This is a genomic window from Pseudomonas sp. ATCC 43928, assembly GCF_005938665.2.
Taxonomy (GTDB): domain Bacteria; phylum Pseudomonadota; class Gammaproteobacteria; order Pseudomonadales; family Pseudomonadaceae; genus Aquipseudomonas.
The window spans coordinates 4144172-4169657 of sequence record NZ_CP041753.1 but is presented as its reverse complement, the minus strand read 5'-3'; the positions used below and the strand labels follow the sequence as shown (position 1 = coordinate 4169657).

Below are 25486 nucleotides of genomic sequence, written 5' to 3'. Positions count from 1 at the left end.
ACCGTTGATATCGCTTCTGGCCAATGCTTTGTTGGCTAGTGACCACCATATACCTCGCCCCGCTGCTGAAGGGCGACGAAAGCCGCTGCTGTTATCTGCTGATCTGTCCAGTTTCTGGTTAACCATATAGTCAGAGCCGCGCCGGACAGGTGCCACCACAGCATTCGCTGTGTTGAGTCCTGTTTGATCAAGTGTTCAGAGGCCGCCCACCAGGCGACCTGCATATTCCTATCGTTGTTACCTTTCAAAATGAAAAGGTCGTACAGATATGAGTACGGGCTCAACTGCACTATTACCGGCTCGCCTGAGCCTTTGGCCAGGCTCCATACCCACTCACGCTGCGCAGTGGATATAGCTTGAGAGGGGGGCGAAGGATACTGCGATATTCTGCTCAGACCGACCCAATAGGCAGCCCAAGGCAGGATCAGTGCCAGTCCGAGAGTCCCGATGAGCAATAAGCCGACACGACGCATCATGAGGCTGAGTCCCTTTGCCAGAAAGTAACCATCGCTGCCTTTTTCCTATTTTGGGGGACTTATGGAATAGTGCTTTGTAAAGGCGAGTCATGTGAGCCTCGTATGAGGCGGCTTTCAACCCAGAATGGATGCGACGGACACACAATGAACACTGCTCAACTATCGATTCGACAGTACATCAAAGCCAAGGACGGCAACCGTCCACATTTGTTAGACCAGGCCTTTGCGCCGGACGCGATCCTGGACATGGTCGTGCACACCGGATCCATCTCGTTTCCACCCCACGTCGAAGGCCTTGGGCCTATCGGTGATGTGCTGGTCAGGCGGTTCGGCCAGACCTTCGAAAACGTCTATACCTTCTGCCTGGGACACCCACCTGAACCGCAGGCCAAAACATTCCAGTGCAAATGGCTGGTCGGCATGTCCGACAAGCACTCCGGCGACGCCCGGGTCGGTTGCGGTCTGTATGAATGGCAGTTCAGCCCCGAGTCGGGACTTGTCCAGAGGCTCACTATCACCATCGAGCACATGAAAACCCTGCCAGCGGCTGATCTGCACTGCATCATGGAGTGGCTATCGCATCTGGATTACCCATGGTGCCGCCCGCAAGCGTTAGTGAGCAATGCTCCAGACATAGACACGCTTGAAGAGGTGATCCAGTACGTTACGGCCAATATTCCAACTCGCTCCTCGCCGGTGGACGGGTCGTCGCTATCTCAATAGTCGCTCAACCTGCGCCAACTCCCAGGTGCTCAGTAAACTGACCGGGTCAGTGCCGTAACGCCAGGCCTGGAGTGTTCCCTCGCGACCGTCCGGACTCCGGCAGTGTTGGCAGTGGTGCAAGCGGTTGCCGTCGAAGTCGAGGGTCAGACGCCAGCCTTCGATATCGACCTGTACCTGACCGGGTTCACACGGTTCGTGGAGGCGCCGCAACGGGAGGACTTCCAGGGCGGCGTCTCGCAGGCGTTGGCAGACTTCGCGGGCGGTGAGGGCGGGTATCGGGGTTAGGCTCTGCAAGGTCATTCTCATTCTTGGGAGTAGCTTTTGGAGCATTGTAAGACACACCGGCGTCATATCACCGGATACGGATTTTCGGTGTCACGGACATGCCGACTCGCAGCTTCGCCGCCGCGGGCTGATCGGGATCGATACGAATGCGTACAGGCAAGCGCTGGACGATCTTCGTGAAGTTGCCGGTGGCGTTGTGCGGCGCGACGGCGGAGTAGGTGACTCCGCTGGCCGGCCCCAGGCTGTCCACCGTTCCTTGCAGCGTCTCGCCCGGCAAGGCATCCACCTCGATATCCACTGCTTGACCCTTTTGTACGCGCGCCAGTTGCGTCTCCCTGTAGTTGGCCGTGACATAGACGGCATCGAGCGGAACAATCGCCAGCAAGGGTTTTCCGGCATTGACGAAAGCACCGATACGCACCGATTTCTGCCCGATCGTGCCGCCGATTGGCGCCGTGATGCGGGTATAGGAAAGTTTCAGCTCTGCGGTGGCTTGTGCGGCTTGCGCGTGAGCAAGAGCCGCCCTGGCTTTCTCCAGATCAGCTTTCAGGATATCCACTTGCTGCCGAGCGGCCTGTAAACCTGCCTGGCTCGTTTCCCCACGGGCCTGTTGAATGCTCAATTGCGCTTCGGCCTGTTGCCGCGCTTGCACCGTTCCCGAGCCGTCGGTGGCCAGGTTGCGATAACGGGTCTGATTGACGCTGGCCAGCTTGAGCGCAGCGTCGTCTGCGGCAACGGCCGCTTGGGCCTGGCGGATGGCGGTTTCCTGCTGAATCAGGTGCGCTTGCAGGCTGGCGATGCCGGCCCGGGCACTGGCGACCTCGGCCTTCGCCGCGTTCAGGGCCGCAACGAAATCACGGTCGTCAATGATCGCAAGCAGATCGCCTTTCTTGACCAGCTGGTTGTCTTCGACCATCACTGAGTCGACCGTTCCCGACACCTGCGGTGCGACCGTGGTGAAGTCGGCGTGGACGTAGGCATCATCCGTGGACTGGGTCGATGCGCTGGATTCGGGGCGATTGAGATAGAGAACACCGCCGATCGCCACTGCAAGCAGTAGCACCGCGCTGATGATCCTGGCTTTCTTTGGCAAGGCCATGATGGGTTATCCGTGTGAGGAAGATGAAGGAGAGGAAGAGGGCGAGGCCACACGCACGTCGGGTGCGGGGATGTAGGTCAGCCGCAGCACCAGAGGAATCAATACCAGCGCCAGAATGCCCAGCACGCGATAGGCGTCGGCGATCGACAGCACCAGCGACTGCTGCCCGATGAGGTCCATCAATTGGGACGGCTCAAGCGCCAGGGCGTTATCTGCCAGGGCCGCATGGTCCAGCAGCATTTCCCCATGGAAACGACCGCGCACGGTCATCAGCTGTCCGACCACTGCCGCACCGGCCAGTGAACCGAAGGCGCGCAGGGTGTTGATGGTGCCGGACACATAAGGTCCTTCGGGGGGCTGCACAACGCTGGTGACCAGAAACAGCATCGATACCACCGCCATTGGCTGGCCGAACGCTTGCAGCGTTTGCACCACGACGAACTGCTCGCGGTTCCAGTCGGAGGTCAATTGCGCGCCGTAAAAGCATGCCAGTGCGATCAACAACAACCCCAACGTGAACACGATGCGCGCATCGATCCACTTCTGATACAGCAGCAGCGCCACGACTGGCCCCAGGACCAATTGCGGCAAGGCGACGATCAAACCGATCGATGCCATTTGCAGGGGCCGGTAGTTCTGCAAAGGGCCGAGATAACTGGCCGGCAAGAGTGAGCTGGACATCAGCACCACCAACAGGCAGACGAACAGAATGCAGCCCAGCCCCAGGTTGCGGCGGCCGAGAATCTGCAATTTGATGAACGGTGAGGGGTGATACCACTCGGTCAGCAGGTAGACGGCCAGCAGGGCCAGCCCGGCCACCAGCGATAAGGTGATCAAGGGCGAATGAAACCAGTCCAGCCGTACGCCTTGATCCAGTGCAACGGTGATCAAGCCGAGCGCGGGCACACCGCAAGCCATGCCGGACCAATTGGCCTGCCCAAAGCGCGGGATCTGAATGGGCTCCCGAGGCAGTCCCCACCCGATCAACAATCCGGCGATGAGGGTCAGGGGAATGATCTGCCAGTACACCCAGCGCCAGTCGAACAGCCCATCCGTCCAGTACCCGGCCAGCCAGATCGAGAGATTGGGCGCGAAGGTCGCGGTCATCGCATACAACGCCAGCCCATACAGCCGGATGGGCGCTGGCAGGAATTTCAGCGCCGCCATCATCAGCAGCGGAATCGTCGTGCCGCAGGCAATGCCTTGCACAAACCGCAAGGTCAGCAGCAGGTTCAGATCGTGGATGAAGGGCAGGATCACCGCCAACAGCGCACAACTGCCGAGCATCCACAGTTCGAAGCGCCGCAGCGATAGCGTAATGGCGAACCACGCCGCAAAGGGCATGGCAATCAATTCCCCGGCACTGTACGCGGTGGTCAGCCAGGAGGCATCGTCGAGGCCAAAACCGAGTGCGCCGCGTACATCCGCCAACGCCAATGCGCCGACGCGGGTGTTCAAACCCGCCATCATGGCTGCGATGAAAATCCCGACGAGACCTGCCATTGGGCGTATCGAGGGCTTGGCCCCGGGCGTTGCGGTAGCAGGGACGTCCGCTGGCGACAATGCGACTCCGTTCATTGGTCGGCCTTCGAAGGTGAAACAACCGGAGACGCGAGGGCAACCGATGAAGGTGCCGTCGGATGATCGATACCAGCCTGCGGGTCCCAACCGCCACCCAGCGACTTGTAGAGGTTGACCACGGTGAGCGTGGCGTTGGTCGCGCTGTCGTTGAGACTGGTTTGGCTGGCAAGCACATTGAGCTGCGCGGTCAGTACGCTCAGATAGTCCGTAGCGCCTTGCTGATAGCCGCGTTCGGCAGACTGCAGTGCTTGCTTGTTCTGTTCATACGAATCCAGCAATTCAGCGTGCCGGCGTTGTTGGGCAGCCCAGGCATCCAGGGCGTTGTCCACTTCATGCCAGGCTCGCAATACCGTTTGCCGATAAGCCAGCGCGGCGGTTTTTTGCCGTGATTCGTTCAGGGCCAGACGCTGCGTTAACCGCCCTCCCTGGAAGATCGGAAGGTAAACCGTCGGGCCGACGGAAAAGAAGCGCGAGTCCCAACTCGCGAGATCGCCGCTTTCAAAAGCTTCCACGCCGACTTTTCCTTTCAAGCCGATACGCGGGTAGAAATCAGCCTTGGCCACACCGATGGCGGCTGTCGCGGCATGCAGCTGGGCTTCGGCGCGCAGGATGTCGGGTCGCCGGTGAGCCAATTCCGAAGGGACGCCGACCGGTACGCGGGTCGGCAGCGAAGGCAAGGGCATGGCTTGACGCAGTTGCGCATCGAGTGTGCGTGGCTGTTCTCCCATTAACAACGCCAGGGCATTCATCAGGGCATTGCGGCGCTGGGTCAGTTCGGGAACCAAGGCTTTGATCGTCGCCAATTGCGCGCGAGCGGACGAGGTTTCGAAGCGCGTCGCGACGCCGTTACGCTCGCGGCTTTCGGCCAGGCCGAGGGTGCGTTCGGCAATCCTCAGATTTTGCTGCGCGATGTCCAGTTGTGCCTGCGTTCCGCGCAACTGCAAATAGGTGCGCGCCACTTCGGCGGACAAAGCCACCCGTGCCGCTTCGCGGTCATACACCGTGGCCTCCAGGGTCGCTGCAGCACCTTCGCGCGTGCGTTGGGCACGGCCCCACAGATCGAGCTCCCAACTGGCATCGAATCCAAGCTGCCAGAAATTATCGGGGGCAGTAGGCGCTCCCAGGGCGGCGAACTTGCCATGTTCGCTGAGCCCCTCACGCGTGTAGCTGGCATTGGCCGCCACGCTGGGCAGCAACTGCGAGGAGGCGATGCCCAGTTGCGCCCGGCTTTGTTCAATGCGTTCGGAGGCTATGAGCAGATCAAGGTTGTCAGCCTGCGCACGTGATTGCAGCTCGGCGAGCACGGCGTCGTTGAACAACAACCACCACTGGGAGGGCACTGCGGCGTCGGAAGTCAGGGCGGCGCTTGGGTAGTCCTGTCTGGGCGCTAGCACCGTTTGGTGAAGACCGTTTTCAGGCTTCACGAAGTCGGGGCCGACCATGCAGCCGGCCAGCGAAACTGCCCCTAGGGTTGCGATTGCGCACTGCCGTAATTGTGAAAGCAGCCGTTGAGAAGTCATTGCAGCGTCCTGTCGAGGAAGGGAGCGCCCCAGGCCGATATCGTTGAACGGATGATGTCGGCCGAGTAGGGCGTCACCGAGCACGCAGCTGGCCGCGTGTGCGGGCGGTGCTGTCAGTGCACCGGAGTAAAAATGGGCTTGCTCTTGTCCTTCAACAGGACGACCAGAAACTTGGCGGGTTTGGTGAGGCTGGCGTTGCGCCCGACCGTGTGGACGTCGTCCGGGCCTTCGTAGAAGGTCTGGCCCGGTGTCAGCGTGACGGATTCGCCGCCGCGCACGCCCATCACAATCGAACCCTCCAGCACATAGATGAATCCGTGTGCATTGTGCCGATGCACGGGATCGCCTCCACCCGGTGGAAACTCCACCGTGATCATCACCGCCTCCTTATCGGGATAGTCCGCCAGTGCTTTGGTCATCAGCGGTGTTACCTGCGCCGGTGGCAATGCCTCCTGCGCGCCGGCGGTGCCGGTGGTCAACAGGAGTCCTATGGCGAAGGTTCTGAAAATGGACATGGCGTGTTCCTCGTTGTCGATTAGTAGATGGCGCAGCACCCTGGCGGGGCTGCGCCTGTGTGCCGATGCCTGATCAGGACAGGCCGGACTTGTCTACGCCGAATGCCTTGTCGTACGAGCCGGGCACGACCTGGAAGCCCACGTTGATGCGATTCCAGGCATTGATCGACATGATCAGGAAGGTCAGGTCCGATATCTCTTTCTCGGACAGTTGTATACGAACACGCTCATAGAGCTCATCAGGCACGCCATGGGCGGGAATCTGGGTGAGGATTTCGGTCCATGCCAAGGCCGCGCGTTCGCGTGGGCTGAACAGCGTTGACTCACGCCAGATGGCGACATGGTGGATCCTGAGCGGCCGCTCGCCATGGATCGTGGCTTCCTTCACGTGCATGTCCACGCAGAAGGCGCAGCCGTTGAGTTGCGATGCCCTGATATCCACGAGATCGCGCAGCGACTCCTCGATGGCGCATTGCTTGAAGGCAAGGCTGAACTCGACGAACTTCTTGAACAGCTCGGGGGATTGCTTCTGGTAATCGATGCGCTGGGTCATGGTGAATCCTCTGTGTGAGAAATACGTAGGTGGAGATTCGATAGCGTCCTGCCTGGCTGACTGGCGCGGTCTTTAAGCCGATGTGCGGCTGAGCCAGTTCAGGAAGCGTGTCGGACCGATGTGCGCGTCGTCGCCCGCGACCAGGGATCGATCATTCAACTCATCGCCGAAGTAGCGCGCATGCACGTCGGCGATGACCTGCCGTTTGTCGTGGTGCGCGGCAAGAAACTTGCGCGCCAGTTCATCGAGAGGGAAACGATCCGGTCCGCCCACTTCGACGATGCCATTGACCGGTGCCCCGACCGCAAGATCGGCCAGCACCGCCGAGACGTCATCCGATGCGATGGGCTGGATAAGGGCAGGCGAGAGGCGAATCGTGTCGCCGTCGGCACCCGAATTGACAATGCCTTCGATGAACTCGAAGAACTGCGTCGAACGCAAGATGGTGTAGGGAATCTTCGACGCCTTGATCAGCTCTTCCTGGGCGACTTTTGCCCGGAAGTAACCGCTTTGCGGAAGACGATCGGGGCCTACGACAGAGAGCGCGACATGGTGCTCCACCCCAGCGGCCGCTTCGGCTGCAAGCAGGTTTCGACCGGACGTTTGAAAGAACTCCATGACGGCCCGGTCTTCAAATGAGGGGGAGTTCGCCACATCGACGACGACCTGGGCACCGGCAAGCGCTTCGGCCAGCCCCTCGCCGGTGAGGGTGTTCACGCCCGTACGTGGCGAGGCCGCCACCGTCTCGTGTCCATAGAGACGTAGCCTGCTGACAATGTTTGACCCGATCAGTCCGCTACCGCCAATAACGACAATTTTCATGTCCCGCTCCTCGGTTGGGTGTCGATCAAATTCGTTGCAGTGATCGATGTAGGGAGCATGCTCGCCAGCCGGGCGCGATACTTTGTCGGAGCCTTGGGTTTCCATTGAATTTGGCTTGGCTATTTGTCCAGGAACCCGTGTTATAAATCACGTCACCCGGCCGCCAATCGTCGGCCGGTAACCACGGGCATGTGCCCGGCGCGTGAGTACGGGACAGGAGCCCTGAATGCTATTGGTGTTTGATGACTGCGTGCTCGACCTGGACCGGCGAGAACTCCTTCGGGCCTCCCAGGTCGTTGCCACTGCGCCCCAGGTTTTCGACCTGCTGGTTTACCTGGCGCAGAACCGCGAGCACGTCGTCAGCAGGGACGACCTGATCAATGCGATATGGGTCGGACGTATCGTCTCCGAGTCGACCCTGGCCAGTCATATCAATGCGGTGCGCAAGGCGGTCGGTGACAACGGTCAGCAGCAGCGTGTGATTCGAACGGTGGCCCGCAAGGGATTCCGGTTCGTCGCCGAGGTCAAGTCGCTGGATTGCGTTGGCCTTCCAGGCACCGAATCCGCCCCCTCGGTTCAAGCCTCTGCATCCGAGCCGGCGCTGCCGGCCAAACCGTCCATCGCCGTCTTGCCGTTCGTGAACTTGAGCGGGGACGAAGAGCAGGACTACCTGGCCGACGGCGTGGTAGGGGACATCATCGCGGCGCTGTCGCAGTATCGCTGGCTGTTTGTCGTCGCGCGCAACTCGAGCTTTACCTACAAGACCCGTACGGTGGACGTGAAACAAGTCGGTCGCGAACTGGGCGTTCGCTATGTGCTGGAGGGCAGTTGGCGCAAAGCCAACAATCGCGTGCGCATCACGGCCCAGCTGATCGATGCGACAACCGGGGCTCACCATTGGGCAGGCCGTTTCGAAGGTGTGCTGGGGGACATTTTCGAACTGCAGGACCAGATCACCGAAAGCGTGGTCGGCGCAATCGCACCACAGCTTGAGCGGGCAGAGATCGAACGTGCGAGGCACACGCCCACCGAAAGCCTCGACGCCTACGATTACTATCTGCGCGCAATGGCCAAGCTTCATCATGGCACCCGGGAGGCCATCGACCAGGCGCTGCCGCTCTTCCATAGGGCCATAGAGTGCGACCCGGATTTTGCATCGGCCTATGCGATGGCGGCCTGGTGTCATAGTTGGCGCAAAGCCAATCGCTGGATGACTGATCACCCGCGGGAGGTCGCGGAGGGTATCCGACTCGCTCGCCGGGCAGTGGAGTTGGACAAGGGCGATGCGGTCGCTCTCACCAGAAGCGGCCATACGCTTGGCTATCTTGCCGGTGACCTGCGGGGTGGCATTGCATTGCTGGACAAGGCACTCGTGCTGAATCCGAACCTCGCCGCCGCATGGTTCCTCGGCGCGTTCCTCAGGCTCTGGCACGGCGAAACCGATGCAGCCATCGAGTACTTTACGCACGCCATGCGGTTCAGCCCCCTCGACCCGGAGCTGTACAGAATGCAAGCCGGAATGGCAGTCGCGAATCTCTTCGTGGGGCGCTTTGATACGGCGTCGTCATGGGCGGAGAAAGCACTTCGGGATTTGCCCGATTTTCTGTTGGCTGTCGCCATCCTTGCAGCGAGCCATGCGCTTGCCGGACGGATGGCCGAAGCGCAGCGTGCGATGGACCATTTGCGCAAGCTCGATCCTACGTTGTGCCTCAGCAATATCTCTGATTGGCTACCGATCCACAGGCCGGAGAATCTCGCCACGCTGGTGGACGGTCTACGCAAAGCGGGACTGCCGGAATAAGGGGCACCGCCTGTTCACTGCGCGGGGAGAGGCGTCTGGAGCAGCCAGAATCGACATATCCAAACGCCCAGCCCCAAGCAGCGTTGGCTAACGCCCCAGCGCCGCTTCGATCGCTGCGATGTCGATCTTGCTCATCCCCATCATGGCGTCGAACGCGCGCTTGGCCGCCGCTCGATCAGGAACAACTCTTTACGGGTCTGCTTGCGTTTTCCGGCGTACTCGGCATCGGCGAAAGTCATTTGCTTCATCGGAAAACTTGGCGGGTAGAGTCGGGGTATTTTCATTACGCACTCAACAACGGTGCCTGATCATAATTCTTGGCATAGGCATTCTCCACCCCCGGCAAAATCTCGACGATGGTGAAATACCGATCCCAGAACGGCGTCTCCCGCAGATCCTCCACCAGCAGTTCATACGCATGATGACTGTCGGTTTCCCACAACCACAGATCGGTGACCCGCGCCGAATAGAACTCGATGTCGAAAAACCGCATCGAGACCTGCGCCGCATGCTTTTGCAAAATCGGCTCCATCTGCGTGCGCATCAGCTCAAAGCGATGCTCGACTGAAAACCCCAGCCATTCCTGGGTGGTCTTGACCAACATGAAAACACTCAGTGATGTCGTAGCCATGATAATGATTCCTGGTAGTTGAAGAGTGGGGAAAGCCAATCCAGAATACGAGTCATAACTCATATTTAAAACTCGCATCCCGATCATGACCAAACACCGCGAAATACCGCCCTTAAACCCCCGCAAACTCCCGAGCCAGCGCCGTTCGGCCAACACCGTCGACACCATTCTCGAAGCCGCTGCTCGCATTCTCGAAACCGACGGCCTCGCCGCCTGCTCCACCAACGCCGTGGCGCAGCGCGCCGGCGTAAGCATCGGCTCGCTGTACCAGTACTTCCCCAACCGCGACGCCCTGACCGTCGCCTTGATCGAACGCGAAACCACTCAGTTGCTCGATGACGTCCAGCACGTCCATCAACACGACGACGCCCTCGCACGCATCCGCGCACTGGTCCAGGCCTCCGTCGCCCACCAGCTACGGCGCCCGGAACTGGCCAGAATCATCGACTTCGAAGAGCGCCGCTTACCGCTGCAAGAGCGCCATGAGCGCGTGGCCAACGTCATTCTTACCGAACTGATAGCGGCGCTGACCCTTCCGTCAGCCCCGTGGGTCTGCGCCGATGTACTGCAGACCGCGCAAGACCTGCTGGCGATGGCCCACGGCATGATCGATGCGGCGGGGGAGCGGGGGGAGACGGATGCGGTGAGTTTGGAAGGACGGGTGATGCGAGCGTTGCTGGGGTTTTTGTGCGGGTAGTGGGCTGTCTGGGCCAGCTCTTGGCGGCCAGGAGACAAGACCGGATGGTGTAAGGGTGGTGATCGATTGTGCTCGGCGAACCTCTGACTGGAACGGTGGGCGAGAGGTAGCGCTATCGGAACTCTCTGGAAGCTCGGCGGGGGAAGTCCGGAAATTTTGCCAAAATCAGGAAGTCTTTTTCAGAATTTCCCTAGGGCCTGGCCACAAGGTTTTAGAACATGCGTAAGCGATGGGCTTGAAACGGTAAGCAGGCTGCAGCTTCCGTTTCCCAGAAGCTGACAGTTCAGTTGGAAGCGTTGTTTCGCTGCTGAAGCTCAAGTTGCTTGGCAGCACTGGCTTCGAGGTTTGCACGCTCTTCATCCAGATATCGATAAATGCTTTGGAAGCTGGCGATTTTCTGTTTGATTTCTGCCATCTTTTTTTCAATTAGCTTAGCGCCGTCAGCACAATCGATCAGCTTGTTCCGCTGCGCATCCAGAATCTCGCCTATTTCCCCCAGGGAAAACCCCATGCTTTGCGCGCGCTGGATAAAGTCCAGATCCTGCAGAGTTTGCGCTGTGTAAACGCGATAGTTGTTAGTTTGCCGCAGCGATGAGATCAGGCCGATTTGCTCGTAGTAACGCAGCGTATGGCGGCTGGCGCCGCTGCGGGTTTCGAGTTCACCGATTTTCATGAAAACACCTCTTGACTGTAGAGTTGGGTCGATAGTTTACGCTTGATTTCTCACCTTAAACAAGGAACAGGGAAATGAGCGTGGAGTGCTTTGTCACGGGGGGTACCGGCTTCATCGGTCAACATTTGGCGGCGTACCTGAGTGCAAAAGGTCACAACATTCGGGTGTTGATGCGTCGCCCGGAGCGACTAGCTGCACTGCGGGAGCAAGTCGATAATTTGGGAGGGTGCGCAACCCGGGTATTTGCCGTAGCTGGCGATCTGGAACGGGACAACCTCGGGCTGAGTCTTGCTGACCGAGAAGTGCTAAGGCGTGCCAGAGTCATATTCCACCTGGGCGCCCACTTCGCATGGGGGCTTTCAGTGGAGCATTCTCGTGCGGTGAATGTGGAAGGGGCAAAGCGCGTGGCGCTGTTGGCGGCTGAGCAAAAAAGCCGGTTAGTGATGATCGGCGGCTACATGCTGAAAAATCATGAACATCTGCAGCGCATCGGAATTGATCCTCGTTATCCGGAGCTGACGAATTGGCCTGCCGTCTACCGACATGTCGGTGGTTACGAGGGGAGCAAGCTGGAGGCGCATTTTGCGACCCTGGAGGTCATGTCCGCCAAGGGCGGGGAGATGACCGTTGTCCACCCCGCGACGGTTTGTGGCCACAGCCGCACGGGGCATATCCTTGAAGGTCAGCCGCTGGTGGAGCTGATACGCAACCTTGTGCAGGGAAAGCTGACTGCAGTGCCCGGTACCGCCGAGCACTGGCTGCCACTGGTCACCGTGGATTACCTGGTTGAGCTGGTGGCGGTTTGTGCTTTTGATCCTGCCATGGTGGGCCAGGAACTGCTGGCGCTGGATGACCAAACTCCCAACTTGCGAGAATTCCTGGTACAGGTGGCACAACCTTTGGGCTTAAAGTCTCCCAAGCATTACATTCCACTCCGTTTGCTGAAGTTGCTACTGAGTATTCCTCCCGTGGCGCGGTTTTTGAATACAAAACCCGAAGCCTTGGACTTTATCCAGACCACTCGTTTTGATACAGCAGCGGTCGAGCAATTTGCCAACAGACATGGAATAGCCAAACCGGATATACGTCAGTCTTTGCAGCACACTGCAACGTTCGTCAACTCATATTGCATAGCCAAAGGCGAGGCTCTCTGACTTCGCCCTTGGGGGCGACAAAATCGTTAGCCCCTTATGTCACAATAAATAGTGGGGTTGGGGGGATCTTCGTATCCTCAACCTTTGCGCCGTCGATGTAGGGCGGCATTCTATCGAACGACAATTCAGCGACAGGGATCGTCATCAATGCAATCTACTTTCAGCAAAGGCATCATATTTGCCCTCTCCGCCGCGGCACTGAACGCAACGATCGGTGTACTCAGCAAAGTACTCATGAGTAATGGCTTCACCGCCAGCAGTGTCGCTGTCATCAAGACCGTACTGGGTTGCATGCTTCTCTCGATCTTGCTGCTTTTCCTCAAGCGTCCGGCGTCGACGACCAAATGGACTCAGGCGGCAATCTGCGCATTCCTTGGCATCTTTGTGCTGTTCCACTTCGAAACGTCCGCCTATCGGCACTACGCTGCGGCAGGTGTGGTGGTTGTGCTGATGGCCAGTGCCTCAATTTCCTCGATCATTCTCGGGCGCATTTTCCTCAAGGATGCCATCACCGCGAACGCGACCGTGGGTGCCGCACTGGCTATCGCTGGGATTGCGGTGATCTTCGGCGCCGACCTGCAGCAGGGCTTTACCCTGCAAGGTGCTGCGCTAGCCTCCATGGCCGGCTGCGGCTATGGGGCCTTTTCGGTTGCCATGAAGCGGATGGGTGTGTCGGGGGGGCTGCACTTCACCCGGCAATTGTTGTTCTTTGGCAGCCTGTACCTGTTGATGCCGGCAGCGGCCGATGGTTTCGCGATCGGCGAGCTGTCGCCGCTGGCGATCGCCGCACTGCTGGCGCTGGCCGCGCTGCCGACAATCCTGGGCTTCTTCTGCACCACCAAGGCCATCGAGTATCTCAAGCCATCCCAAGTGCAGGCGCTGGAGCTGACCGAGCCGTTGTTCGCCGCGCTGCTGGCGTTTGTGGTGCTCAATGAAGTACCGCGCGAAAGCCTGTACGCAGGGGCAGTACTGATCATCGTCGGCTTGTGTTTTTCCAATGAGCTGATCCGCTTGGGCAGCAAAGCATCCGTCCCTTCGACCGAGTGAGCTATTCTCGGATCCCGATTGCTTTAGCAATCAGTGGCTTTTAAGTGTTTTGAGCGACTGACCGCTTCTGGCCTCATCCGCAACGGATCAGCGTCGTCCGGTCCGGGTGCTCACATCTACCCACACGGCCAACACCAGAATGCTGCCCTTGACGATCATCTGCCAATAACTGTCGACGTCGAGCATGGACATGCCGTTGTCCAGGCTGGTGATGACCAGCGCGCCGAGGAGGGCGCCGTAGACAGTGCCGGAGCCGCCGCGCATGGAGGTGCCGCCGATGAAGCAGGCGGCGATGGCGTCGAGTTCGCCCATGCTGCCGGCCGAGGGCGAACCGGCAGCCAGGCGCGCGGTGTTGACCACCCCGGCGAGGGCGCACATCACGCCCATGATCCCGAAAATCCAGAGCTTCACGGCCTGTACATTGATACCGGACAGGCGCGTCGCTTCCATGTTGCTGCCCACGGAATAGACGCGTCGGCCGAAGACGGTCTGACTGGTCACGTAGCTGAACCCGCCCAGCAGGATCAGCAGAAGCAGGACCGGCACGGGAATGCCGTCATAGCTGTTGAGGGTCTGGACGAAGCCGGCCAGTACCGCGCCGATCAACAGCACGCGTGCTACGTCGCGCACCAGTGAATGTGCCGCCAGGCCGTGAAGGGCGCGATTACGCCGTTGTTTCCAGGTCAGGAACAACGTCAGTGCGAACAGCAGAACGCCCAGGCCCGTGCCGATCGTGTGTGGCAAATAACCCTGGCCAATGTAGACGAGCTCCGGCGACACCGGGGCGATGGTCGTGCCGCCGGTAATCCCCAGCAAAATGCCCCGGAAAGCCAGCATGCCCCCCAGCCCCACGATGAAAGACGGAATGCGCAGGTAGGCGGCCATGTAGCCGTTGGCGAGGCCGATCAGCAGTCCGCACAGGACGACAAGGCTCAGGTTCGCCAGCAGCGGTATGTGGTAGATAACGTCGAGAATGGCCGCGACGCCACCGAGCAGGCCCAGCAATGAGCCGACCGACAAATCGATCTCGCCGCTGATGATGACCAGCACCATGCCGCAGGCGAGAATCCCGGTAATGGACATCTGGCGCAGCAGATTGGAGAGGTTGCGCGGTGTCAGGAATCCGCCCTCGGTCTGCCAGCTGAAGAACAGCCAGATAAACGCCACGGCAAACACCAGCGCGAGCATCTTGTAGCGGGTGAAGAGTTGTTTGACCTGATTCATTTACGCGGATTTCCGATCTTTATTGTTATGGCTGTCAGGCTGACTGAGTGCGGCGGCGAGCACCTGTTCCTGAGTGAGTTCATGGTTGATGAAGTCGCCCTGCAACCGGCCTTCGCCGATCACCAGTACGCGGTCGGAAACGCCGAGCACTTCGGCCAGCTCCGAAGACACCATGATGATCGACACGCCTTCGGCCGCCAGCGCCCCCATCAACTTGTAGATCTCGTACTTGGCGCCGACATCCACACCTCGGGTGGGCTCATCGAGAATCAGGACCCGGGGTTTGGTCAGCAGCATCTTCGCCAATACGGCTTTTTGTTGATTGCCGCCGGACAGACTGGTGATCGGCAGGAACGGGCTCGCGGTCTTGAGGTGCAGGCGCGAAATTTCTCGATCGATGCTGCCGAGTTCGGCTTCGGCATCGATGCGGGTCAGTCTCGAGTAACTGTCCAGCACGGCCAGGGTGATGTTCTGGCCGACTCCCAAGTCTGGAATGATGCCCTGGCGCTTGCGGTCCTCGGGCACCAGGCACAGGCCGGCGCGGATTGACTTGAGCGGCGTGCGGGTGTCGATGAGTTGGCCGTCCAGCCAGACTTCGCCTTCGTGACGACCGGGGTAGGCGCCGAACAGCGCGGTCACCAGTTCGGTGCGGCCTGCACCGACCAGCCCGGCGATGCCGAGGATTTCCCCGCGTTTGAGGGTGAACGAAATATCGTCGACCCGTTTGCGCCTGGGGTTGTCGACGTCGTAGCAGGTGATGTGGCGGGCTTCGAAAATCACCTCGCCGATGTCGTGTGGCTCGGTGGGGTAGAGGTTGCTCATTTCCCGTCCGACCATCTGAGTGATGATCTGTGGAATATCCATGTCCGCCATGGCGGTCGTGGCGATGTGTTTGCCGTCTCGGATTACCGAAATGGTGTCGCACACGGCGGCCACTTCATCGAGCTTGTGGGAGATGTAGACACAGGCAACACCCTTGGCCTTGAGGTCGCGGATGATGTCCAGCAACACCTCGATTTCCGAACGGGTCAGGGCCGATGAAGGCTCGTCGAGGATCAGCAGGCGTGCCTGCTTGTTCAGTGCCTTGGCGATTTCCACCAGTTGCTGATAGCCGCCGCCGTATTGCGAAACCGGCAGCGATACGTTCATGTCCGGCACTTTCAGTTCACGCATCAGGGCTTCGGCGCGGTGGATCATCGCCGGGTAATTCATCCGCCCACCAGGCAGCGTCAGTTCATGGCCCATGAAAATGTTCTCGGCCACCGACAGGTCGGGAACCAGCGTCAGTTCCTGGTGAATGATGACGATACCGGCGGCTTCCGTTTCGCTGATCGATTGCGCCTTGAGCGGTTGACCGTCCCAGAGGATCTCACCATCCCAGGTGCCATGGGGGTACACCGCGGAAAGGATCTTCATCAGCGTGGACTTGCCGGCGCCATTCTCGCCGCACAGCCCGACGCACTCACCTGGCTTGACCTTGATGTCGATGCCATTGAGCGCTTTGACACCGCCGAAGGTTTTGACGATACCGTTCATTTGCAGCAGATAGTCGGACATGGCAGAGACTCATAAGCGGCAGGTACGAGGCTGGTCCCGCAGGAGCGAGCTCCTGCAGGGGGGCATTACGGGGTGATGATCACTTTCCGGCAATCTGCGCCTTGGTGTAGAACCCGTCCTGTTCCAGCAGGTCGATGTTGTCCTTGGTCAACGGAGTCGGGGTGAGCAGGATGGTGTCGACTTTTTTGCTGCCGTTGTCGTACTGCGAGCTGTAGGCGGGTTTCTCGTTACGCGCCAGTTGCACCGAGAGCTTGGCGGCTTCGGAGGCGATGAGTTTCAGTGGCTTGTACACGGTCATGGTTTGAGTGCCGGCGATCACTCGCTTGACCGCTGCAAGGTCCGCATCCTGCCCCGAAATCGGCACCTTGCCGGCCAGTTGCTGAGCGGCCAGGGCCTGGATGGCGCCGCCTGCCGTGGCGTCGTTGGAGGCGACGATGCCGTCGATTTTGTTGGCGTTGCGGGTCAAGGCGTTTTCAACAATGCTCAGCGCTTCGGTAGGGTTCCACTCCTTCACCCATTGTTGGCCGACGATCTTGATATCACCCTTGTCGATGGCCGGTTGCAGCACTTTCATCTGACCTTCGCGCAGGACTTTTGCGTTGTTGTCGGTAGGCGCACCACCGAGCAGAAAGTAATTGCCCTTGGGCGCTGCGTGCAGCACGCCGCTGGCCTGCATCTCACCGACCTTTTCGTTATCGAAGGAAATGTAGGCGTCGATATCCGCGTTGAGTATCAGACGGTCATAGGACACGACCTTGATGCCGGCTTTCTTCGCTTCGGCCACTGCATTGGTCAGGACCGTGGCGTTGAACGGCACGATGACGATGACATCGACGCCACGGGAAATGAGGTTTTCGATTTGCGAAATCTGCTTTTGCTCGTTGGCATCGGCCGACTGTACGAAGACCTTGGCGTCCATTTTCTCCGCCGCCGCAACGAAGTAATCGCGGTCACGTGACCAGCGTTCCAGCCGCAGATCATCAATGGAGAAACCGATTTTCGGGTGGGCGGCATCGGCCATCACCGGCAGCGACAGCAGAGCCAGGGCGCTGGCCAATAGCGCGCGTTTTACGTTTTTCATGGTGGTGCGTCCTTTTATTTTTGTTTGAAAGACACGGCCTGACGATGAGTATCGGGCTGGTAGAACTGTAGAGAATCTGCAGACGCAGCGGACACAGATTTGTCGTGCGAATGTCACAGCGTTGTTGCGCCCGCAGACCCGTTGGCGATCAGCGATAGATAAACCGGTTGACGAGGTTTTCGAGCATCTCCTGCCTGCCGCTGACGGCCTGCGGATTCAGCTCGTTGGCGAATGCGTGTTCGGCCAATGACTGGAGGTTGAACTCGCCCGCCAGCACCGCCTGCCCGAACGGCTGCTGCCAGCTGGCGTAGCGTTGATCCTTGAGCAGCTGGAGCTGGTCGTTCTGCACCATGGTGGCTGCCCGCTCCAAGGACAGGGCGAGGACGTCCATTGCGCCGACGTGACCATGGAACAGATCGATCTCATCGAGGCTCTGGCGGCGAACCTTGGAGTCGAAGTTGAACCCGCCATTCTTGAACCCGCCGGCCTTGAGAATTTCGTAGGTGACCAGGGTCATTTCTTCGACGCTGTTGGGGAATTGATCGGTGTCCCAGCCGTTTTGCGGATCACCGCGGTTGGCGTCGATGCTGCCGAAAATCCCCAGCGAGACGGCCGTCGCAACCTCGTGATGAAAGCTATGACCGGCCAGGGTCGCGTGGTTGGCCTCGATGTTGACCTTGATTTCCTTTTCCAGGCCGAACTGCTGGAGAAAGCCAAACACGGTGGCGCTGTCGTAATCGTATTGGTGCTTGGTCGGCTCCTGCGGCTTGGGTTCGATCAGCAGGTCGCCTTTGAAACCGATCTTGTGCTTGTGCTCGACCACCATGCGCATGAAGCGGCCCAGTTGTTCGCGTTCGCGTTTCAAGTCGGTGTTGAGCAGGGTTTCGTAGCCTTCGCGACCGCCCCACAACACGTAGTTGGACCCTTTCAGGCGTTGGGTCGCGTTCATGGCGCTGAATACCTGGGCAGCAGCGCAGGCGAACACTTCGGGGTCAGGGTTGCTGGCGGCGCCTGCGGCAAAGCGCGGGTTGCTGAAGCAGTTGGCGGTTCCCCACAGCAGCTTGATCCCGCTTTCTTCCTGGTGTCGCTCCAGGTGATCAATCATTTGCGCGAAGTGGTTGCGGTACTCCTTCAGCGAATTGCCTTCCGGGGCGACATCCGTGTCGTGGAAGCAGTAATAGTCGATACCCAGTTTGGAGAAGAACTCGAACGCGGCTGCCGCCTTGCCAATGGCCAGCTCCATCGGGTCGCCGGCGTGTTGCCACGGGCGCTTGAAAGTACCTGCACCGAACACATCCGAACCCGGCCAGACGAAAGTGTGCCAATAACAGGCGGCCATGCGCAGGTGTTCGCGCATGGGTTTGCCGAGGATGATTTTGTCGGCGTCGTAGTGACGGAAGGCGAGGGGAGAATCACTGGCAGGGCCTTCGTAGCGGATCCGGTCGACATCGGGGAAGTACAGCATTGGCAATGTCCTTGTTGTTCTTGGGCGTGTCTCGATACTAACAACGGCCCCGTGCCTGCTGATTATGAAAATCACCAACAGCGGGTGCGATTTTGCGTATTGAGATTCGCCGTCTGCACGCCTAGTCTGTGCAAACCGCCTCCGTGACAAGGGGCCCGGAACAAGCCTGAAAACAATGAAAACCGTACCGCCTGTTCACCGCATCGCACTGTTGTTCAACGGGAGCAAGATCTATGACCGCGGCATCATCAGCGGCATCGGCAACTACCTGAGCAGCACCCGCGCGTCCTGGGACCTGTTCCTGGAAGAGGATTTTCTCTGCCGGTTGAAAGGGATCGAGCGCTGGCAAGGTGACGGAATCATTGCCGACTTCGACGATCCGCTGATTGGCGAGGCGCTGGCCGATATCAAGTTGCCCGTGGTGGCGGTGGGTGGTTCTTATCAGGATGAGCGGGCCTATCCGAAAGGGATCCCGTACGTCGCTACCGACAATAACGCACTGATCACACTGGCTTACACGCACTTGATCGAGGCAGGGCTGCAGCGTTTTGCCTGCTTCAGCCTGCCTGAAGCGCAGGCAAATCGTTGGGCTCAGGAGCGGGAAAAATCCTTTCGACGACTGATGCAACGTGACGGCTTGCACGCCGAGGTCTATCGCGGCATGGGTACCAGCGCACCGCTCTGGGACAGCGCCGTCGAACAACTGATCGCCTGGCTCCAGAGCCTGCCCAAGCCCATTGGCATCATCGCCGTCAGTGACGCCCGCGCCCGGCAGTTGCTGCAAGCCTGCCTGACCGCAGGAATCGCCGTACCGGAGCAGGTGGCGTTGATCGGCATCGACAACGACCCCCTGACACGCAGCCTGACCCGGGTCCCCCTGAGCTCGGTCATCCAGGGCACCGAAACCATGGGCCGCACCGCCGCGCAACTGCTGCACCAGATGCTGCACGGCAAGCCGTCCACGGGCACGCACATCCTGATCCCGCCTGATGCGATCAACGTGCAGGTGTCGAGTTTGCACCAACCTTTGGGCAACCCCTACGTCATGCAAGCGCTGCTGTTTATCCGCCAATATGCCTGCCAGGGCATCAAAACGGCGCAAGTGGCGGCTTATGTCGGCGTGTCGCGCTCATCGCTGGAGTCGCACTTTCGCACTGTGCGAGGCTGCAGCGTGCACGACGAGATTCTGCGCTTCAAACTGGCGGCCGCCACCAGCGGGCTGGAAAATACCGACACAGCGATTGCGGACGTTGCCCGTAATTGCGGTTTCAAATCCGCACAATATCTACACACGGTGTTTCGTCGCGAGTTTGGATGTACGCCCCGTGAATACCAGCAGGGCGCCAGATAGCGATGCGGGGTGCAATTGGTCGATTGTTGTGTGGTGCGAAGGGCTGGATTCAACTGGTCGATACAACACTCCTTCTACCTGTTGAATCCACAATCCAAAGCGGACCTAACCGGTTTTTGAAGTCATCCAGGTCAAAAAATTATTGAGCTGAGTCGTAAACTCTTTTGGCTTAGCGTACGGGTTCCTGGCCTGGGACAAGAAAAAAGATATCTGCATTCTCATACACGGGTAATGCTGAACAAACAGCTCGACATGCTCTTCCAGTGTTTGCGGCCACATCAGGTCCTGTTCAGAGCGAAGTACTTGAGTTGACCGGATGAGTTTGCGCGAAGCTTCGCGTTGCAAGCGTAGCGATTGCGTCGGTGTGGTCGCCTGATCGATAAGATCGGCATATCGGGTCAGTACGGATTCAAAGTCACCATTCACGGCAATGGCGATATCACGCGACGGCTTGAACCGGTCGAAGCGTTTGGTCAGATCATTCCCCCATAAGCAACGACAGTGATGCTTGAGCCAATACCCCCAGCTCAATCGATTGTCAGCCGCCAACACTTCAGAACGACTACCGATGTCGAAATCGATCTTGATGACTTCGGTATGCCGACTTTCCAGCATGCGCCTTTTCGACTCCAGCATTTCGAGACTCTGCGACGTAGGAGGGCTGTGCAGAACAAGGGTTAGGTCCAGGTCAGAAACCCCCGGGACAGCATCGCCCCTAGCGACGCTGCCATAAAGATAAACCCCGTCCAGCAGAGGTTCCGAGCGAGCGAGCGTCATGCAAACGTCCACCAGTAAATCCTGAAACTGTGGCTGCACCTCGACGTTGGGCACGGTGAGGATATAACCGTCTGCATCAATGCCACGAGGATGGAATCGTTCCATGAAGCCGTCCGTGAGTTGTGTTCAGAGAGGTACTTTAACAGCCAATAGTGACTGTTTTTGACCCCGAGTATGTCAAAACCCTTGTTAGCCGCTTTCCACTCCGGAATGTTTTGCTCTACTCAACCATCACCCGGGATCTGCCGTCTTTCCAGCAGCTTTATGATGAACGCCTCTCCACGCTGCCTAACGTCCAGCGCCTGGCAAAGACCCGCTTCGTCACGGCTTTCAACTGGTTTGATCGGTCGCATAATGGTGCTAGGGCTTTTTGCGCTTCTACAGTTAGCATTAGGCTTTATCTACGCAGTAACCGAGTGGGTCGAACATTGATCGAACGACGCCAATTCAGCGGAGGCATGAAGGGAAAAAATCTCCGCTATCTGAATGAAAACCCTGATGAGCCTGCTCGAATGACCCGGGCAGGCTTTGTGCTGCTCGAGCATTTTTCGCTGCCCGCGTTCACCCAGGCACTGGACACCATTGTCACCGCGAATCTTCTACGACCCAGGTTGTTCTCTTCGCGAACGTTCGGTTTGAACGACGGCGAGGTCATCAGCGATTTGGGGCTGGTCATTCGGCCGGATGCACGTCTGGATGCTTCAGCCATTCATGACCTGGATCTGCTGGTGATTTGTGGCGGCTACAGGACAGAGCTCAAGGCTGATGATGAGTTCATCAGCCTGTTGCGTATGGCGGCGAACCAGGGTGTCTGCCTGGCCGGGTTGTGGAATGGCGCATGGTTTCTGGGCAGCGCAGGTTTGCTCGATGGGTATCGTTGCGCCATTCACCCCGAGCATCGCCCCGCACTCGCGGAGATATCCAAGGCGACGCAAGTCACCAGTGAACCCTACGTCATTGATCGCGACCGCCTCACCGCGTCCAGCCCCTCGGGGGCATTTCATATGGCGCTGGACTGGATCAAGGGCCTGCACGATAAAGCCCTCGTCGAAGGGATCGAGGACATTCTGGCGTTCGAGGAGTCTCGTTATCGGCGCATCAAACCGGCTGAAAATATCTGTGTGAGCGCGCCCTTGCGCGAGGTGGTCAAGCTGATGGACGCCAACCTCGAAGAGCCTCTGGAACTGGAGCAACTGGCGGCCTATGCCGGCCGTTCCCGGCGGCAACTGGAACGCTTGTTCAAGGAGCAACTCGGTACAACGCCGCAGCGGTATTACATGGAACTGCGGATCACCGAAGCACGGCGACTGCTCCAGCACACCGAACTGTCCCAGGTCGACGTGTTGGTGGCCTGTGGCTTCGTGTCGCCCAGTCATTTCAGCAAGTGTTATAGCTCGTACTTCGGGTACAGACCTTCCAAGGAAAAGCGGCTCGTTAAATAAAGGCTTTCCTTCACCTCTGCGCACCTGACTTCCGGCCCGATTGCTGCCCCGTCCCGCAGGGCAGCCATCGATCGGCTTTTGACGCTATTTGTAATGCTGCTCAAACATCGCCACCTGATCCGGCGTGATCAGCTGAAAGGGTACCCAGACATCCGCTTCGACCGGCTCGCCCTTGATCATCTTGATGGCCGCTTGTACCGCGCTGATCGCCTGGGCCTTGGGGTCTTGAAAGACGGAGGCGACCAGCATCCCGCGCTTGATCGCCGCCAGGCCGTCGGGCAGGCCATCAATGCCGACAATCGCAATCTCGCCCTTGGCTTTGCCGGCTTGCTGCAGTGCCATGGCCGCGCCGATGGCCATCTCGTCGTTGTTGGCGACGATGGCATCGAAGCCAGTGCCAGCCAGCAGCCAATTGCTGGTCAAGTCCATCCCTTTGTTGCGCTGCCACTCGGCACTTTGCTGTTCGATGATTTTGATCCCGGGGTAGTCCTTGAGCACCTGTTTGACCCCTTCGGTGCGGTCGTGCGTGGAGTTCTGTGCCAGGTCGCCCATGATGATCGCGATGTTGCCTTTGCCCCCCAGCTTGTCGGCCAGGTAGCGCATTTGCAGTTGCCCGGCCTCGATGTCATTGGACGCCACCGTGACCACGCCTTTGGGCAGCACGCGTTCGTCCGGGTGGCGGTTGACGTAGACCAGCGGAATCTTTGCCTCGACGGCGGCGCGGGTCATGTTGGCGGTGGCGGCGGTATCCACGGGCAGGACGATGACGGCATCCACCTTCTGACCGAGAAAACCCTGAATCTGATTGAGCTGGCGAACCACATCACCTTGGGCATCCTCGAACTGGATCTGTACGTTCTCCTTCCTGGCAGCGTTTTCCAGGCCGCTGCGCACATAGGTCATGAAGTTGTCGTCAACCCTGGCAATGCTGACGCCGATGCGATAGCTGGCGGCGGCCCATTGGCTGGCGAGTAATAACAGCGTGGCAAATAGAAGTGTGCAGCGACGCATGATGGTTTTCCTTTTGTTGTTATGAGTCGAAATTCATCAAGATCAAACGTGAAGTTTCTGGCGCTCTCTGAATCAAACCCATCGAGAGCGCCAGCGTCCTCAATCCAGCGTGAAGGCTTGCCGAAAACGCTCAAGTGCCACTTCGCTGTCACCGCTGGCCCAGCCCTCGAGCCCGACGACCCCGGTGTATCCCATGCCGAACAAGGCCTTGGCAATGGCCGGATAATGGATTTCACCGGTGCCGGGCTCCATGCGGCCGGGGACATCGGCCACCTGGATTTCGCCGATGGCGCTGCCGGCGCGCTGGATCAGTTCGATCAGGTTTCCTTCGCCGATCTGCGCATGGTAAAGGTCCAGGTTCATCTTCAAATGCGGGCTGCCCACGGCTTCGATCAGCGCCAGGGTATCGTCGGCGCGGGCGAAGGGTGTGCCGGGGTGGTCCACTTCGGTATTGAGGTTTTCCAGCAGGAACACTCGGCCCGCGTCTTCGCCCAGGCGAGCGATTTTTTCCAGGGTCTTGCAGGCGCTCAACCACATGCGTCCGGTGGTGTGGGCCACGGGTTTGACCGGCAAGCCTTTATCGCCCAGGCCGGTGCCATGCAGGTTGAGGCTCGGGCAATTCAGTTGTGCGGCGACGGCCAGCGATTCCCGTGCGCTGTCGAGCAGATGCTGGATGCCTTCGGCGTCGGTCAGGTTGCCTGAGATGTAGCCGGTCATGGAGGTGAAGTCGGCACCGGTGGCGACCAGGGCCGGAATGTCTTTCTGGGTCCAGTCCCAAATTTCGGCGCTGAAACCCAGCGCGTGAATCCGTTTGACGCGTTCGGTGAACGGCAGGTCGAGGAATACCATCTCGGCGCTGATCGCCAGTTTGAACGGGATAAAACTCATGAACGGGCTCCTTGCACGCGCACTGCTTTGCCCTGTTGGACGGACTCGATACACGCGCGGGCAATGGCCAGTGCCGCTCGGGCATCTTCACCGCTGGCCAGTGGTTTTTCACCGGTGCGCAGGCAGTCGACAAAGTGATTGAGCTCGGCCACATAGGCATCCCGCAACAGGTCGGTGTCCATGCGTTGGGTGTCGGCCTGGATGCCATTGGCCAAGTAGCGCACCAGGTCTGAGTCACTGACGCTGCCCATGGTCAGCATGCCGGCGCTGCCGAACACTTCCCCTCGAACATCGTAGCCATAAACGGCCTGGAAATTGGCCTCGGCCGTGGCGATGGCGCCGTTGTCGAAACGGATCGTGACCACGGCGGTGTCCAGAAACCCTTTGCTCTTGTAGTCCGGTGCAATCAGCGCATCGGCCATGACATAGACTTCGACCGCTTCGGCACCGGGATTGAGGTAGCGCAGGGTATCGAAGTCATGGATCAGGGTTTCGAGAAAAATCACCCACTGCGGCGAAGCGGCCGGATTGTTCAGCGCCGGATCGCGGGTCAGTGAGCGCAGCAGTTGCGGCGTACCAATACGGCCGGCGACCACGTCCAGATGGGCGGCGCGGAAGCTTTTGGCAAAACGACGATTGAAGCCAACCTGCAGCGGCACGCGGGCATCGGCGGCTGCGGCGATCGCGCGGTCGGCCTCGTCGAGGGTAATGGCCATGGGTTTTTCACAAAACACACCTTTGCCGGACCGGGCCGCACTGATCACCAGTTCGGCATGGCTGCGGGCGGGGGCGGCGATCAGGACGCCGTCAATTTCCGGGTCATCGAGCAGTTGCTGTGGATCGGTATAGACCTTCTGCACCCCCAACTCTGCCGCCAACCGAGCGGCCTGGCCGGGGGTAGGGTCGGCGATGGCGGCCAGGCAGGCGCCGGGGATGTGCCGGGCGGCCGTCTGGCCGTGAAAACTGCCCATGCGGCCGGCGCCGATGAGGCCCAGGCGGATGATCTTGGACGTACTCATGAATTGACTCCCTTTTATTGTTGTTCAATGACTTGGCCGCAGGAATGTCCTCGGCTGGCATAACCCTTTGAGCAAGTGCTGTGCCAGTATTTAA

The 25486-nt window shown here is 59.3% G+C and carries 26 protein-coding genes and 1 pseudogene; 7 read left to right on the top strand and 20 right to left on the bottom strand.

Annotated features, from left to right (window positions below):
• Positions 1-35 precede the first annotated feature (35 nt).
• The gene (locus FFH90_RS19025) at positions 36-476 is read right to left on the bottom strand and encodes a hypothetical protein (protein ID WP_064618583.1); all 441 of its coding nucleotides are present in this window, start codon (positions 474-476) and stop codon (positions 36-38) included.
• 144 nt (positions 477-620) lie between these two features.
• Between FFH90_RS19025 and FFH90_RS19020 the strand changes: the two genes are divergently transcribed.
• On the top strand, positions 621-1199 hold the full coding sequence (locus FFH90_RS19020) for a hypothetical protein (RefSeq protein WP_138867851.1): 579 nt from the start codon (positions 621-623) through the stop codon (positions 1197-1199).
• On the opposite strand, the gene FFH90_RS19015 is transcribed toward FFH90_RS19020, so the two are convergent.
• The 7 genes from FFH90_RS19015 to FFH90_RS18985 all read right to left on the bottom strand — a co-directional run bounded on the left by FFH90_RS19015 (position 1188) and on the right by FFH90_RS18985 (position 7574).
• Positions 1188-1499, bottom strand: coding sequence for a hypothetical protein (locus FFH90_RS19015; RefSeq protein WP_138867850.1), 312 nt, complete (start codon positions 1497-1499; stop codon positions 1188-1190). The two genes, FFH90_RS19020 and FFH90_RS19015, sit on opposite strands and share 12 nt — an antisense overlap.
• Positions 1500-1551: 52 nt before the next feature.
• A complete protein-coding gene (locus FFH90_RS19010) occupies positions 1552-2583 on the bottom strand; it encodes an HlyD family secretion protein (RefSeq protein WP_018930039.1) in 1032 nt (343 codons plus the stop codon).
• Between the two features lie 6 nt (positions 2584-2589).
• Positions 2590-4086: an MFS transporter gene (locus FFH90_RS19005; RefSeq protein ID WP_138867849.1), complete on the bottom strand. Its 1497-nt coding sequence runs from the start codon at positions 4084-4086 to the stop codon at positions 2590-2592.
• 71 nt (positions 4087-4157) lie between these two features.
• Positions 4158-5684 (bottom strand): efflux transporter outer membrane subunit, encoded by a 1527-nt coding sequence (locus FFH90_RS19000; RefSeq protein ID WP_138867848.1) that lies wholly within the window; start codon positions 5682-5684, stop codon positions 4158-4160.
• 113 nt (positions 5685-5797) lie between these two features.
• Entirely contained in the window at positions 5798-6199 is a 402-nt protein-coding gene (locus FFH90_RS18995) for a cupin domain-containing protein (RefSeq protein ID WP_018930042.1), read from the bottom strand.
• A 73-nt stretch (positions 6200-6272) separates the two neighbouring features.
• A complete protein-coding gene (locus FFH90_RS18990) occupies positions 6273-6752 on the bottom strand; it encodes a carboxymuconolactone decarboxylase family protein (RefSeq protein WP_019648590.1) in 480 nt (159 codons plus the stop codon).
• Between the two features lie 72 nt (positions 6753-6824).
• Entirely contained in the window at positions 6825-7574 is a 750-nt protein-coding gene (locus FFH90_RS18985; RefSeq protein ID WP_026286720.1) for an SDR family oxidoreductase, read from the bottom strand.
• 226 nt (positions 7575-7800) lie between these two features.
• Between FFH90_RS18985 and FFH90_RS18980 the strand changes: the two genes are divergently transcribed.
• Positions 7801-9375 (top strand): winged helix-turn-helix domain-containing protein, encoded by a 1575-nt coding sequence (locus FFH90_RS18980; protein WP_138867847.1) that lies wholly within the window; start codon positions 7801-7803, stop codon positions 9373-9375.
• Positions 9376-9462: 87 nt separating this feature from the next.
• Here the strand turns inward: FFH90_RS18980 and FFH90_RS30410 are convergent.
• The 3 genes and pseudogenes from FFH90_RS30410 to FFH90_RS18970 all read right to left on the bottom strand — a co-directional run.
• Positions 9463-9555 (bottom strand): annotated as a pseudogene (locus FFH90_RS30410) (VOC family protein); the annotation flags it as partial.
• The gene (locus FFH90_RS30015; protein WP_156523295.1) at positions 9516-9659 is read right to left on the bottom strand and encodes a hypothetical protein; all 144 of its coding nucleotides are present in this window, start codon (positions 9657-9659) and stop codon (positions 9516-9518) included. The pseudogene FFH90_RS30410 and the gene FFH90_RS30015, both read right to left, overlap by 40 nt.
• Complete coding sequence (locus tag FFH90_RS18970) at positions 9659-10006, bottom strand: darcynin family protein (RefSeq protein ID WP_026286721.1); 348 nt, start codon at positions 10004-10006, stop codon at positions 9659-9661. Before FFH90_RS18970 ends, FFH90_RS30015 begins: the two co-directional genes overlap by 1 nt.
• Before the next feature lie 85 nt (positions 10007-10091).
• Between FFH90_RS18970 and FFH90_RS18965 the strand changes: the two genes are divergently transcribed.
• The gene (locus FFH90_RS18965; protein ID WP_138867846.1) at positions 10092-10703 is read left to right on the top strand and encodes a TetR/AcrR family transcriptional regulator; all 612 of its coding nucleotides are present in this window, start codon (positions 10092-10094) and stop codon (positions 10701-10703) included.
• 283 nt (positions 10704-10986) lie between these two features.
• Here the strand turns inward: FFH90_RS18965 and FFH90_RS18960 are convergent, their stop codons facing one another.
• Positions 10987-11376 (bottom strand): MerR family transcriptional regulator, encoded by a 390-nt coding sequence (locus tag FFH90_RS18960; RefSeq protein ID WP_018930049.1) that lies wholly within the window; start codon positions 11374-11376, stop codon positions 10987-10989.
• A gap of 74 nt (positions 11377-11450) precedes the next feature.
• On the opposite strand from FFH90_RS18960, the gene FFH90_RS18955 reads away from it, so the two are divergent.
• Entirely contained in the window at positions 11451-12530 is a 1080-nt protein-coding gene (locus FFH90_RS18955; protein WP_138867845.1) for an SDR family oxidoreductase, read from the top strand.
• 147 nt (positions 12531-12677) lie between these two features.
• On the top strand, positions 12678-13577 hold the full coding sequence (locus tag FFH90_RS18950; RefSeq protein WP_018930051.1) for a DMT family transporter: 900 nt from the start codon (positions 12678-12680) through the stop codon (positions 13575-13577).
• An 87-nt stretch (positions 13578-13664) separates the two neighbouring features.
• On the opposite strand, the gene FFH90_RS18945 is transcribed toward FFH90_RS18950, so the two are convergent.
• The 4 genes from FFH90_RS18945 to xylA form a co-directional block, all read right to left on the bottom strand.
• Positions 13665-14801: a sugar ABC transporter permease gene (locus tag FFH90_RS18945; RefSeq protein ID WP_018930052.1), complete on the bottom strand. Its 1137-nt coding sequence runs from the start codon at positions 14799-14801 to the stop codon at positions 13665-13667.
• The gene (gene xylG, locus FFH90_RS18940) at positions 14802-16358 is read right to left on the bottom strand and encodes a D-xylose ABC transporter ATP-binding protein (protein WP_019580219.1); all 1557 of its coding nucleotides are present in this window, start codon (positions 16356-16358) and stop codon (positions 14802-14804) included.
• A gap of 79 nt (positions 16359-16437) precedes the next feature.
• Positions 16438-17439: a D-xylose ABC transporter substrate-binding protein gene (gene xylF / locus FFH90_RS18935; protein WP_019580220.1), complete on the bottom strand. Its 1002-nt coding sequence runs from the start codon at positions 17437-17439 to the stop codon at positions 16438-16440.
• A gap of 148 nt (positions 17440-17587) precedes the next feature.
• The gene (gene xylA, locus FFH90_RS18930; RefSeq protein WP_138867844.1) at positions 17588-18904 is read right to left on the bottom strand and encodes a xylose isomerase; all 1317 of its coding nucleotides are present in this window, start codon (positions 18902-18904) and stop codon (positions 17588-17590) included.
• Between the two features lie 175 nt (positions 18905-19079).
• Here xylA and FFH90_RS18925 point away from each other — a divergent pair, with 175 nt between their 5' ends.
• The gene (locus tag FFH90_RS18925) at positions 19080-20255 is read left to right on the top strand and encodes a XylR family transcriptional regulator (RefSeq protein WP_086944903.1); all 1176 of its coding nucleotides are present in this window, start codon (positions 19080-19082) and stop codon (positions 20253-20255) included.
• A gap of 105 nt (positions 20256-20360) precedes the next feature.
• Here FFH90_RS18925 and FFH90_RS18920 read toward each other — a convergent pair whose 3' ends face one another.
• The gene (locus tag FFH90_RS18920; RefSeq protein WP_138867843.1) at positions 20361-21137 is read right to left on the bottom strand and encodes a nucleotidyltransferase domain-containing protein; all 777 of its coding nucleotides are present in this window, start codon (positions 21135-21137) and stop codon (positions 20361-20363) included.
• A gap of 353 nt (positions 21138-21490) precedes the next feature.
• Between FFH90_RS18920 and FFH90_RS18915 the strand changes: the two genes are divergently transcribed.
• Positions 21491-22474, top strand: a complete 984-nt coding sequence (locus FFH90_RS18915; RefSeq protein ID WP_026331794.1) for a GlxA family transcriptional regulator — start codon at positions 21491-21493, stop codon at positions 22472-22474.
• 84 nt (positions 22475-22558) lie between these two features.
• On the opposite strand, the gene FFH90_RS18910 is transcribed toward FFH90_RS18915, so the two are convergent.
• The 3 genes from FFH90_RS18910 to FFH90_RS18900 form a co-directional block, all read right to left on the bottom strand.
• On the bottom strand, positions 22559-23485 hold the full coding sequence (locus FFH90_RS18910) for a sugar ABC transporter substrate-binding protein (RefSeq protein WP_019648615.1): 927 nt from the start codon (positions 23483-23485) through the stop codon (positions 22559-22561).
• A gap of 99 nt (positions 23486-23584) precedes the next feature.
• Positions 23585-24373, bottom strand: coding sequence for a TIM barrel protein (locus tag FFH90_RS18905; RefSeq protein ID WP_064618542.1), 789 nt, complete (start codon positions 24371-24373; stop codon positions 23585-23587).
• Complete coding sequence (locus tag FFH90_RS18900; RefSeq protein WP_111455109.1) at positions 24370-25392, bottom strand: Gfo/Idh/MocA family oxidoreductase; 1023 nt, start codon at positions 25390-25392, stop codon at positions 24370-24372. The genes FFH90_RS18905 and FFH90_RS18900 overlap by 4 nt, the downstream gene beginning before the upstream one ends.
• Positions 25393-25486: the final 94 nt, after the last annotated feature.

Bases quoted from the DNA above. Each gene is read 5' to 3' on its own strand.
- xylA (WP_138867844.1), bottom strand. From the start codon at position 18,904: ATGCTGTACTTCCCCGATGTCGACCGGATCCGCTACGAAGGCCCTGCC.
- FFH90_RS19025 (WP_064618583.1), bottom strand. From the start codon at position 476: ATGATGCGTCGTGTCGGCTTATTGCTCATCGGGACTCTCGGACTGGCA.
- FFH90_RS19015 (WP_138867850.1), bottom strand. From the start codon at position 1,499: ATGACCTTGCAGAGCCTAACCCCGATACCCGCCCTCACCGCCCGCGAA.
- FFH90_RS18995 (WP_018930042.1), bottom strand. From the start codon at position 6,199: ATGTCCATTTTCAGAACCTTCGCCATAGGACTCCTGTTGACCACCGGC.
- xylF (WP_019580220.1), bottom strand. From the start codon at position 17,439: ATGAAAAACGTAAAACGCGCGCTATTGGCCAGCGCCCTGGCTCTGCTG.
- FFH90_RS19005 (WP_138867849.1), bottom strand. From the start codon at position 4,086: ATGGCAGGTCTCGTCGGGATTTTCATCGCAGCCATGATGGCGGGTTTG.
- FFH90_RS19010 (WP_018930039.1), bottom strand. From the start codon at position 2,583: ATGGCCTTGCCAAAGAAAGCCAGGATCATCAGCGCGGTGCTACTGCTT.
- FFH90_RS18950 (WP_018930051.1), top strand. From the start codon at position 12,678: ATGCAATCTACTTTCAGCAAAGGCATCATATTTGCCCTCTCCGCCGCG.
- FFH90_RS19020 (WP_138867851.1), top strand. From the start codon at position 621: ATGAACACTGCTCAACTATCGATTCGACAGTACATCAAAGCCAAGGAC.
- FFH90_RS18910 (WP_019648615.1), bottom strand. From the start codon at position 23,485: ATGCGTCGCTGCACACTTCTATTTGCCACGCTGTTATTACTCGCCAGC.
- FFH90_RS30015 (WP_156523295.1), bottom strand. From the start codon at position 9,659: ATGAAAATACCCCGACTCTACCCGCCAAGTTTTCCGATGAAGCAAATG.
- FFH90_RS18900 (WP_111455109.1), bottom strand. From the start codon at position 25,392: ATGAGTACGTCCAAGATCATCCGCCTGGGCCTCATCGGCGCCGGCCGC.
- xylG (WP_019580219.1), bottom strand. From the start codon at position 16,358: ATGTCCGACTATCTGCTGCAAATGAACGGTATCGTCAAAACCTTCGGC.
- FFH90_RS18905 (WP_064618542.1), bottom strand. From the start codon at position 24,373: ATGAGTTTTATCCCGTTCAAACTGGCGATCAGCGCCGAGATGGTATTC.
- FFH90_RS18960 (WP_018930049.1), bottom strand. From the start codon at position 11,376: ATGAAAATCGGTGAACTCGAAACCCGCAGCGGCGCCAGCCGCCATACG.
- FFH90_RS18915 (WP_026331794.1), top strand. From the start codon at position 21,491: ATGAAGGGAAAAAATCTCCGCTATCTGAATGAAAACCCTGATGAGCCT.
- FFH90_RS19000 (WP_138867848.1), bottom strand. From the start codon at position 5,684: ATGACTTCTCAACGGCTGCTTTCACAATTACGGCAGTGCGCAATCGCA.
- FFH90_RS18970 (WP_026286721.1), bottom strand. From the start codon at position 10,006: ATGGCTACGACATCACTGAGTGTTTTCATGTTGGTCAAGACCACCCAG.
- FFH90_RS18990 (WP_019648590.1), bottom strand. From the start codon at position 6,752: ATGACCCAGCGCATCGATTACCAGAAGCAATCCCCCGAGCTGTTCAAG.
- FFH90_RS18945 (WP_018930052.1), bottom strand. From the start codon at position 14,801: ATGAATCAGGTCAAACAACTCTTCACCCGCTACAAGATGCTCGCGCTG.
- FFH90_RS18965 (WP_138867846.1), top strand. From the start codon at position 10,092: ATGACCAAACACCGCGAAATACCGCCCTTAAACCCCCGCAAACTCCCG.
- FFH90_RS18980 (WP_138867847.1), top strand. From the start codon at position 7,801: ATGCTATTGGTGTTTGATGACTGCGTGCTCGACCTGGACCGGCGAGAA.
- FFH90_RS18920 (WP_138867843.1), bottom strand. From the start codon at position 21,137: ATGGAACGATTCCATCCTCGTGGCATTGATGCAGACGGTTATATCCTC.
- FFH90_RS18985 (WP_026286720.1), bottom strand. From the start codon at position 7,574: ATGAAAATTGTCGTTATTGGCGGTAGCGGACTGATCGGGTCAAACATT.
- FFH90_RS18955 (WP_138867845.1), top strand. From the start codon at position 11,451: ATGAGCGTGGAGTGCTTTGTCACGGGGGGTACCGGCTTCATCGGTCAA.
- FFH90_RS18925 (WP_086944903.1), top strand. From the start codon at position 19,080: ATGAAAACCGTACCGCCTGTTCACCGCATCGCACTGTTGTTCAACGGG.